This is a genomic window from Streptomyces sp. NPDC006733, assembly GCF_040636125.1.
GTDB lineage: Bacteria > Actinomycetota > Actinomycetes > Streptomycetales > Streptomycetaceae > Actinacidiphila.
On record NZ_JBEYJD010000068.1, the window covers coordinates 23654 to 32320 of the forward strand.

Here is an 8667-nt window from a genome sequence, read left to right on the forward strand (position 1 = left end):
TCGAGAGACAGAAGCCGTAATCTCAGCTTCGCACTTGGCTCTCGGCCACTGAAATAGCCGGGGCCGGCCTGCGGGCCGGCCCCGGCTGCGGTCGTTCCACTGGCCTGCCGCCCTCCGGGCCCTGGCATCCGCCCACGCCCTTCGTGGACCGGGTCGGAGGGCCGGCTTGGGCCCCACCCGAGGCCTTCTGGCGTGGGAACGGCTCCGCAGGGCCGACACCCACTCCGAAATCCCTCGGCTACGGCCTGGTCGGAAGCGCAGCCGCTGGCTTGGGCCACTTGGGCCCGGCCGGGGATCCGGCCGGCCCGCTGTCTCGAGCGGACACAGCGCGGATGGTCGCCACCCGCCCGTCGAGAGAGGGTGCCGCGGCGTCCGGCAGGCAGTCCTCAACGCGGCCCTCGGGCCAGGAGCGCCGCCGCGGTGGTTGTACGAGTGCGAGCTGCTGCGGCCGCAGACGGACCTGGTCACGGTGCAGGAGTGGGTGCGGGTCGAGGGTGGCCGGTTCAACTCCCGGGTCGACGCCGTCCAGGAGGAGCGCTTCCGTGGCCGGCTGGAAGACCCCACCCGGCGCTGGACGCTGTCCTCGATGGATCGGCCGTCCGTCGCACGGCGGGCGGTGTATTGCCGCGCCACGGACGGGATGTTCGTCCACACCGACCTCCCCGCAGCGCCCTGGAACGTCGTTCACCGTCCTTCGGCAGAGCGGCACACAATCCGGCTGAACCGGCACCATCGCCTCAGCTGAAAGCGGTCTTCAACGCCTCGAAGGCCGTCTTGGGGTCGGACAGGGCGTGGTAGATGCCCGGGATCTCCTTGTCGACGTTCAGGAGCCCGTACACCGCGTGCATGGCACCGCGGATCGAGTACTCGACGGTGAACACCACGTCCTCGGGAATCTCGACGAACTGCCCGAGGAAGGCGAAGTTCGCCGCTCCTGCCGGGACCACCCGGGGCCTGTCCCGAACACTGCGCCGCTCGAACTGGCTGGTGATGTACGGCATCATCACGGTGCGCACCGTCGTGGTCGCAGCGACCTCTTCCGCGATGTCCTGGAACCCCAGGTGGCCGAGGAGTTCGGTGAGAACCTCCTGGCCGGTTGCGTCCGACATCTTCTTCCCGGTGATTTCGCCCTCGGTGTCGACGAACAGGCCGTATCCCCAGAGAGTGAAGGCGTCCTCGGGCTGGCCGTCGAAGTGCGGTTGGAAGGGCACCACGACGGACATCAGCCAGTTCGAGTCCTTGAACGTCATCAGGCCGCCGGTGCCCGGTGCGTTGCCGGAGAACTCCTCGATTCGCTTCAGCAGCGCCGGGCTGCGCATGGTGAGGGTGAAGGACTCCCACTTGGCCTCGTCGACATCGGCGTTGAAGGCGCTCGGGCGGCCGAAGTCCTCCGCCTTGCCGGCCAGGGTCTCCCACAGGGTCCAGCCGCCGTCGCGCTTGTCGCGGATCAGTTCGGGTGCGGTGTCGTCATCGCCGTAGGCGCTGTCGGCGGTCATCGAGCCCAGCGTGATGAAGGCGTAGTCCTGCGGGCCGAGGTCGTAGCTGCCCTGGCGGCCGTCCTGCTGGAACTCGATCCGTGACGCCCGCCGGCGATCCGGGCCCCCGACGAAGTCCACGTCGGTGACCGTCACGCCGTACTCGATCCGTACGCCGTGGTCCTCCAACCACTTCTGCACCGGGCGGACCAAGGAGTCGTACTGGTTGAGGCGGGTGCGCCGTACCCCGGCGAGGGTGTGGATGCGCGGAAACTCCTGCATGAAGCGCAGGAAGTACCGCTTGAGCTCGATGGCGCTGTGCCAATTCTGAAAGGCGAAGGTGGTGCGCCACATGGTCCAGAAGTTGGTGTCGAAGAAGTGCTGGGAGAAGAAGTCTTCGATCCGGCGGGGGCCGATCACGGACTCCGGCAGAGCCAGCAGGCGGGCCAGGTCGACCCGGTCCCGGGCGTTGAAGCCGAGCTGGCCGGCGTCGAGGATGGAGCGATCGTCGGCAATGAGCCGGGCCTTGGCGTGGGTCGTCGTACGGCGGTTGAACTCCTGCGTCTCCTGCAGTACGGAGAGGTTCGCGTCGTCCAGTGTCGGGATGGTCTCCAGCAGATTCCACAGGCAGACGTACGCCTCCTCCTCGAGCATCCGGCCGCCGCGCGTCACATAGCCCGTATCCGGGTCGCCACAGCCGTCCAGAGAGCCGCCCGCGACGGGGAGCTCTTCCAGGATATGGATGTTCTCGCCGCGGAGGCCGCCGTCCCGGATCAGGAACACCGCTGCCGCGAGGGCTCCGATGCCGCCGCCGACCAAGTAGGCCCGGGTGTGCCGTGCTGTGTCCATGCGCTGGTTCCCCTTCGATGCCGCCCAGACCTCTGGGACCGCTGCGTCGAGCTGGCCTTGTCCGGTGGACAGGGCGCTCCGACGCTGGATACCCAGCCAACGTCTCGCAGGCCGCTGCCGGCGTGGGCTGTCCGGTACCCGGGGGAGGGCCCTTGGTCCCTTCTGAGCGGAGCGGGTGGCGGTGCGACGGTCTGGTAGGAGCCCGGCGCGAAGGCCCCGTAGCCGTTCACCCTCCCACCTGCGGGACCAATGGCCCCTCGGTGGGCCCCACCGGGCCCTGCATCCCGCTGCTCGGCCGCAGCAGGATGAGGGCAGACGGCGCTTGAGCCGTGATCTGAGGTGGCGGGAGATGCCGGCCGGCCCGATAGCCGTGGCCGCCGGCAATGCTCTCGCCCGCCAAGCGAACCGAGGCACGTCATGCCCGTCTTGATCCTTGCTGCTGTGCTCCTGCTCCTGTTGCTGCTCTGCGCGATGGCCATGAAGATCGTCAAGCAGTACGAGCAAGGGGTGCTGTTCCGGCTCGGCCGGGTGCTCGGCGAGCGCAAGCCCGGCCTGCGGCTGATCATTCCGTTCGTCGACGTCCTGCACCGGGTGTCGCTGCGGATCGTCACCATGCCGATCCAGTCGCAAGGCATCATCACCCGCGACAACGTGAGCGTGGACGTGTCCGCGGTCGCCTACTTCCGGGTCGTCGACCCGGTGAAATCCGTGGTCGCCATCGAGAACGTGTACGCGGCGATCGATCAGATCGCGCAGACCACGCTGCGCAAGGTCGTCGGCCAGCACACCTTGGACGAGACGCTGTCCGAGACCGACACGATCAACCTGGACATCCGGGAGATCCTCGACGTGACCACGGTCGAGTGGGGCGTGCAGGTGACGCTGGTGGAGCTGAAGGACATCCAGCTGCCCGACAGCATGAAGCGGGCGATGGCCCGCCAGGCCGAGGCCGAGCGCGAGAAGCGCGCGAAGATCATCAACGCTGAGGGTGAATCGTTGGCCGCCGCGGCCCTCGGTGACGCCTCGGACGTCATGATGGCCCACCCGCTGGCCCTGCAACTGCGCAACCTGCAGAGCCTGGTCGAGATCGGCGTGGACAAGAACACCACCGTCGTCTTCCCCGCCCCGCTGATGAGCACCATCGGCGAACTCGGCTCCTTCTTGGCCCGGGAGAGCGCCGCTGCCATCCCGGTCGCCCCGCCGGCACCCCAGGACGCGGAAGCATCGCCCGAGCTCGCGTCCGGGGGCGTCGAGAGCTCGCCGCCCGAGGCCCTCGCCGTCGCCTCCAACGGCGGCCCGCGCGCGAACGGCAGGTAGCCGTCGCCCCGGCCGGAGCCGGCTGGGCCCGACGCCCGGCGCCCGGCCCCCGCCCCGCCCGGCCCTCGCTCCGCCCCGCCCCGCCGTATCCACCGACCCCCAGAGCTCACCAGTGAGGACGTTTCCGTGACCGCGAAAGTCAAAGCCCCCGCGGCTGACGGCGCCCAGGCGCCCAGCCCCCCACAGTCCGCAGCCGGGAAGGGGATGTTCGGGCTGCCGACCGCGACCGCGCTGGTGATCGGCTCCGTGATCGGCACGGGGGTGTTCGCGCTGCCGACCGCGTTGGCTCCCTACGGGCCGATCAGCCTGGTCGCGTTCGTGCTGGTCACCGTCGGGGCCCTGGCGCTGGCCTTCACGTTCGGGGCGCTGTCGAAGCGAGTGCGCGGATCGGGCGGGCCGTACGTCTACGCCCGGGACGCCTTCGGTGACTTCGCGGGCTTCCTCAACGCGTGGTCCTACTGGATCACGGCGTGGGCCGGCAACGCGGCGATCGTCGTGGCCTGGGTCGGGTACGTGGAGGTGTTCTGGAACACCGGCCACGCCAAGGCCTGGTCGATCGCCATCGCCATGGTGGGGCTGTGGATTCCGGCGATCATCAACCTCTCCGGGGTCCGGAACATGGCCATCACCCAGATCGTCACCACGGTGCTGAAGTTCGTGCCGCTGCTGTTCATGGCCACCGTCGGGCTGCTGTTCGTCAAGGCGCACAACTTCGGGGCCTTCAACGCCAGCGGCACCTCCGCCAGTGCGGCGATCTCCGCCGCCGCCGCCATCGCGCTCTTCAGCTACCTCGGCATCGAGACCGCGTCGGTCGCCGCAGGCCGGGTGCGGGACCCGCAGCGCAACGTGGGCCGGGCCACGATCCTCGGCACCGTCGGCTGCGCGATCGTGTACATCCTGGGCACGGTGACGGTGTTCGGCACCGTCTCCAACGCGGCCCTGCAGACCTCGACCGCGCCGTTCACGGACTCCGCGAACGCCATCTTCGGCGGCCGCTGGGCCGGCCAGGCCGTCGCGGTCGCCGCGATCGTCTCCGGGCTGGGCGCCCTGATCGGCTGGACCCTCATCGTCGCCGAGATGCCGATGGCCGCGGCCAAGGACCGCCTGTTCCCGGCCGCTTTCGGGCGCACCCGCAAGGGCGTCCCGGCATTCGGGATCATCAGCTCGACGCTGCTCGCCTCCGTCCTGACCGCCGTCAGCTACAGCCAGTTCGAGAAGGTCTTCACCACCCTCGTCCTGCTGTCCGTGGTCACCGCCGTGATCCCCTACATCTTCAGTGCCGGCGCGCAGCTGTACTGGCTGCTGGCCCGCGGGCGCCAGACCCGGTGGCCGCATCTGCTGCGGGACTGCGGGGTCTCGGCCACCGCCCTGGCGTTCTCGTTCTGGTCCCTCGCCGGCAGCGGCTACCAGGCCGTCTACTACGGGCTGTTCTGCCTCCTGCTCGGCCTGCCCGTCTACATCTGGCTCAAGGCCGCCCGCCATGAGTACGGCGAGAGCCCCGTCCTTGCGGCCGGCGAGCCCCCCGTGCCCCGCGCCGCCACGGGCCCGCGCCGGCCTGCGGCTGCGCAGAAGACCCCCGCGGCGCCCACGACGTGACCGCGGTTCCCGACCCCGTCGGGAACCGGTCCCCGATCGTCCCCACCTGCCCAGGAGACCCTCATGACCCGCCCTTTCGGCGTGCATTCCGAAGTCGGCCACCTGCGCGAGGCCATCGTCCACCGCCCCGGCCTGGAACTGAACCGCCTGACCCCCGGCAACTGCGACGAACTGCTCTTCGACGACGTGCTGTGGGCCGACAAAGCCCGCGAGGAGCACGACACCTTCGTCCAGGTCCTGCGCGACCGCGGCACCACCGTCCACCACTTCGACCGCCTGCTCGCCCAGACGCTCGAGCGGCCGGAGGCACGGGCCTTCGTCCTGGACCGCATCTGCACGCCCGAGCTGGTGGGCCCGGCGCTGGCGGCGCCCCTGCGGCGGCTCGCTGACGCGGCCGACCCCGCGACGCTGGCCGAACTGCTCATCGGCGGCGTGACCCGGGCGGACTTGTCGCCCCTGCAGGTGCGCAGCCTGCGCTGGCAGACCCTGGACCTGGACGACTTCGTCCTCACCCCGTTGCCCAACACGCTGTTCCAGCGCGACAACTCGGCCTGGATCTACGGCGGCGTCACCATCAACCCGATGGCCAAGGCCGCCCGGCAACGCGAGTCCCTGCACAGCCGGGCCGTGTACGCCTTCCACCCGCTGTTCGCCGACGCGACCTTCCCGGTCTACTACGGCAACGACGACACCCACCACCAGCCGGCCACCCTCGAAGGCGGCGACATCCACGTCCTGGGCCGCGGGGTCGTCCTGATCGGGATGGGGGAGCGCAGTACCTCGACGGGTGTGGAGATCCTGGCCCGCGAACTGTTCCGCAGCGGCCAGGCCACCACCGTGATCGCCGTCGAGCTCCCCAAGTCGCACGCCTTCATGCACCTGGACACCGTGCTGACGATGATCGACGTCGACACCTTCGTCCGCTACCCCTACCTCGATCCGAAGTCCCTGCGGACCTGGGTGCTCACCCCCGCCGACCCGCACGAGACCGTCGAGCACGACACCGGCCACCTGCACGTCGAGCAGCGCGACGACCTGTTCGCCACCATCGCGGACGCCTTGGGCCTGGACAAGATCCGGGTGCTGTCCGCCGAGGAGGACGCGCGGGCCGCGGAACGCGAGCAATGGGACGACGCCAACAACTTCCTCACCCTCGCCCCCGGCGTCGTGGTCGGCTACGAACGCAACACCGTCACCAACGCGATGCTCCGGGACCACGGCATCGAGGTCCTCAGCATCCCGGGCAGCGAACTGGGCCGGGGCCGGGGCGGCGCGCGCTGCATGACCTGTCCCACCCAGCGCGACGGCATCTGACCCCGCCCCCGCCACCCCCGGTCCGGCGCACCCGCCCAAGACCCTGATCAGCCCACTGTGAGGACTGGAACCATGCCCACCGCGACGACCACGACCGCCACCCACCGCCGCCCCGGCTCCCTCCTGAAGGAACTCGACCTCGACAAGGCGGCATTCCTGGCCCTGATCACCGCGGCCGGGCAGCTCAAGGCCGCCAAGGCGAACGGCTCCGAGCGCCCCCAGCTGACCGGCCGGAACATCGCCCTGGTGTTCGAGAAGAGCTCCACGCGCACCCGCTGCGCGTTCGAGGTCGCCGCCCACGACCAGGGCGCGCACGTGACCTACCTCGGGCCGGAGGGATCCCACATCGGACGCGAGGAGTCGATCCGCGACACCGCCCGGGTCCTGGGCCGGATGTTCGACGGCATCGAGTTCCGCGGCTTCGCCCAGGACACCGTGGAGGAGCTGGCGGAGCACGCGGGCGTGCCGGTATGGAACGGACTGACCGACGCCTGGCACCCCACCCAGATGCTTGCCGATGTCCTCACGATGACCGAGCACCACCCCGGGCCCGTCGAGGAGATCGCCTACTGCTTCCTGGGCGACGGCCGCAACAACGTGGCCCGCTCCCTGCTGATCACCGGGGCACTGCTCGGCATGGACGTGCGGATCGCCGCCCCCCGCGCGCTGTGGCCCCCGCAGGACGTGATCGCCGAAGCCGACCGGCTCGCTGTGAGCAGCGGGGCCCGGGTGCTGGTGACCGAGGACGTCGCGCAGGGCGTGGCGGGCGTCGACTTCGTCTACACCGATGTCTGGGTCAGCATGGGGGAGTCGGACGAGCAGTGGAGCACCCGCATCCCGCAGCTGCTGCCCTACCGGGTCACCGAGAAGGTGCTGCTGGCCTCCGGCAAGCCCGACACCAAATTCCTCCACTGCCTGCCCTCCGTCCACGATCGCAGCACCCAGCTCGGCCGCCGGCTGTTCGACCGCTTCGGCCTCGACGGCGCGGAAGTCACCGACGACGTGTTCGAGTCACCGCACGCGGTGGTCTTCGACCAGGCCGAGAACCGCCTGCACACCATCAAAGCGGTCCTCGTCGCAGCCCTGGGCGTCTGAGATGCGCCTCGTGGTCGCGATCGGCGGCAACGCCCTGCTGCGGCGCGGTGAGCGGCCCGACGCCACCGTGCAGGTCGAGCACATCCGCGCCGCCGCCCGGGCCCTCGCCCCGCTGGCACTCCAGCACGAGCTGATCATCTGCCACGGCAACGGGCCGCAGGTCGGGATGCTCTCCCTGGAGAGCGAGAACGACCCGGAACTGACCCATCCGTACCCGTTCGACGTGCTGGTCGCGCAGACCCAGGGAATGATCGGCTACTGGCTGGGCCGTTCGCTGCGCAACGCGGGAGTCCACAAGCCCGTCATGAGCCTCATCACCCAGACGCTCGTCGACGCATCCGATCCTGCCTTCGCCGCACCGACGAAGTTCGTCGGTCCGGGTTACCCGCACGAGCAGGCCCGACACCTCGCCGACCGGCACGGCTGGACGATCGCGGTGGACGGCGACCGCTGGCGCCGGGTCGTCGCCTCCCCCGAACCACAGCGGATCATCGAGCAGGAGTCGATCGACCGCCTGCTCGACCACGGAGCCATCGTCATCTGCGGGGGAGGCGGCGGCATCCCGGTCACCGAGGACGCCGCGGGCCGCTTGCACGGGGTGGAGGCCGTGGTCGACAAGGACGCCACGGCCGCCCTGCTCGCGGTGGCCACCACCGCGGACCGACTGCTGATCTTGACGGACGTGCCCGCGGTGATGGACCACTTCGGCACCCCGCAGGCCGCGCCGCTGCGCCGGTTGACCCTCGACGACGCGCAGGCGGGGCACTTCCCCGCCGGGTCCATGGGACCCAAGATCGCGGCTTGCCGGTCCTTCGTCGACACCACGGGCCGGCCGGCCGCCATCGGCGCGCTCGACGCCGCCGCCGCGGTCCTTGCGGGCGACGCCGGAACCGCCCTGGTTCCCTCCGAGGCGCCCGGCACCAGCAGCCGGAACACGACGGGAGCGACCGCGGCGGCGTTCAGCCGCGGATGAGGTCCCCGGCCCGGGGCGTGGACCCGGGCCGGGCGTCAGGAGACCGCC

Annotated in this window: 7 protein-coding genes; 6 read left to right on the top strand and 1 reads right to left on the bottom strand. The window is 70.4% G+C overall.

All coding sequences use genetic code 11. The annotated features are described in order from the left end of the window. Positions 1-424 precede the first annotated feature (424 nt). Positions 425-745, top strand: a complete 321-nt coding sequence (locus ABZ721_RS37295; RefSeq protein ID WP_358793251.1) for a hypothetical protein — start codon at positions 425-427, stop codon at positions 743-745. Here ABZ721_RS37295 and ABZ721_RS37300 read toward each other — a convergent pair. After that, positions 738-2324 carry an oleate hydratase gene (locus tag ABZ721_RS37300; protein WP_358793252.1) on the bottom strand — a complete coding sequence of 529 codons (1587 nt, stop codon included), beginning with the start codon at positions 2322-2324 and terminating at the stop codon, positions 738-740. The two genes, ABZ721_RS37295 and ABZ721_RS37300, sit on opposite strands and share 8 nt — an antisense overlap. A 441-nt stretch (positions 2325-2765) precedes the next feature. Between ABZ721_RS37300 and ABZ721_RS37305 the strand changes: the two genes are divergently transcribed. From ABZ721_RS37305 to ABZ721_RS37325, 5 genes are all read left to right on the top strand, one after another. Beyond that, positions 2766-3641 (top strand): slipin family protein, encoded by an 876-nt coding sequence (locus tag ABZ721_RS37305; protein WP_358793253.1) that lies wholly within the window; start codon positions 2766-2768, stop codon positions 3639-3641. 126 nt (positions 3642-3767) lie between these two features. Next, a complete protein-coding gene (locus ABZ721_RS37310) occupies positions 3768-5237 on the top strand; it encodes an amino acid permease (RefSeq protein WP_358793254.1) in 1470 nt (489 codons plus the stop codon). Positions 5238-5300: 63 nt separating this feature from the next. Beyond that, the gene (locus ABZ721_RS37315; protein ID WP_358793255.1) at positions 5301-6551 is read left to right on the top strand and encodes an arginine deiminase; all 1251 of its coding nucleotides are present in this window, start codon (positions 5301-5303) and stop codon (positions 6549-6551) included. Between the two features lie 72 nt (positions 6552-6623). Further along, a complete protein-coding gene (gene argF, locus ABZ721_RS37320) occupies positions 6624-7646 on the top strand; it encodes an ornithine carbamoyltransferase (protein ID WP_358793256.1) in 1023 nt (340 codons plus the stop codon). A 1-nt stretch (position 7647) separates the two neighbouring features. Next, positions 7648-8619, top strand: coding sequence for a carbamate kinase (locus ABZ721_RS37325; protein ID WP_358793257.1), 972 nt, complete (start codon positions 7648-7650; stop codon positions 8617-8619). The last annotated feature ends 48 nt before the right edge of the window (positions 8620-8667 follow it).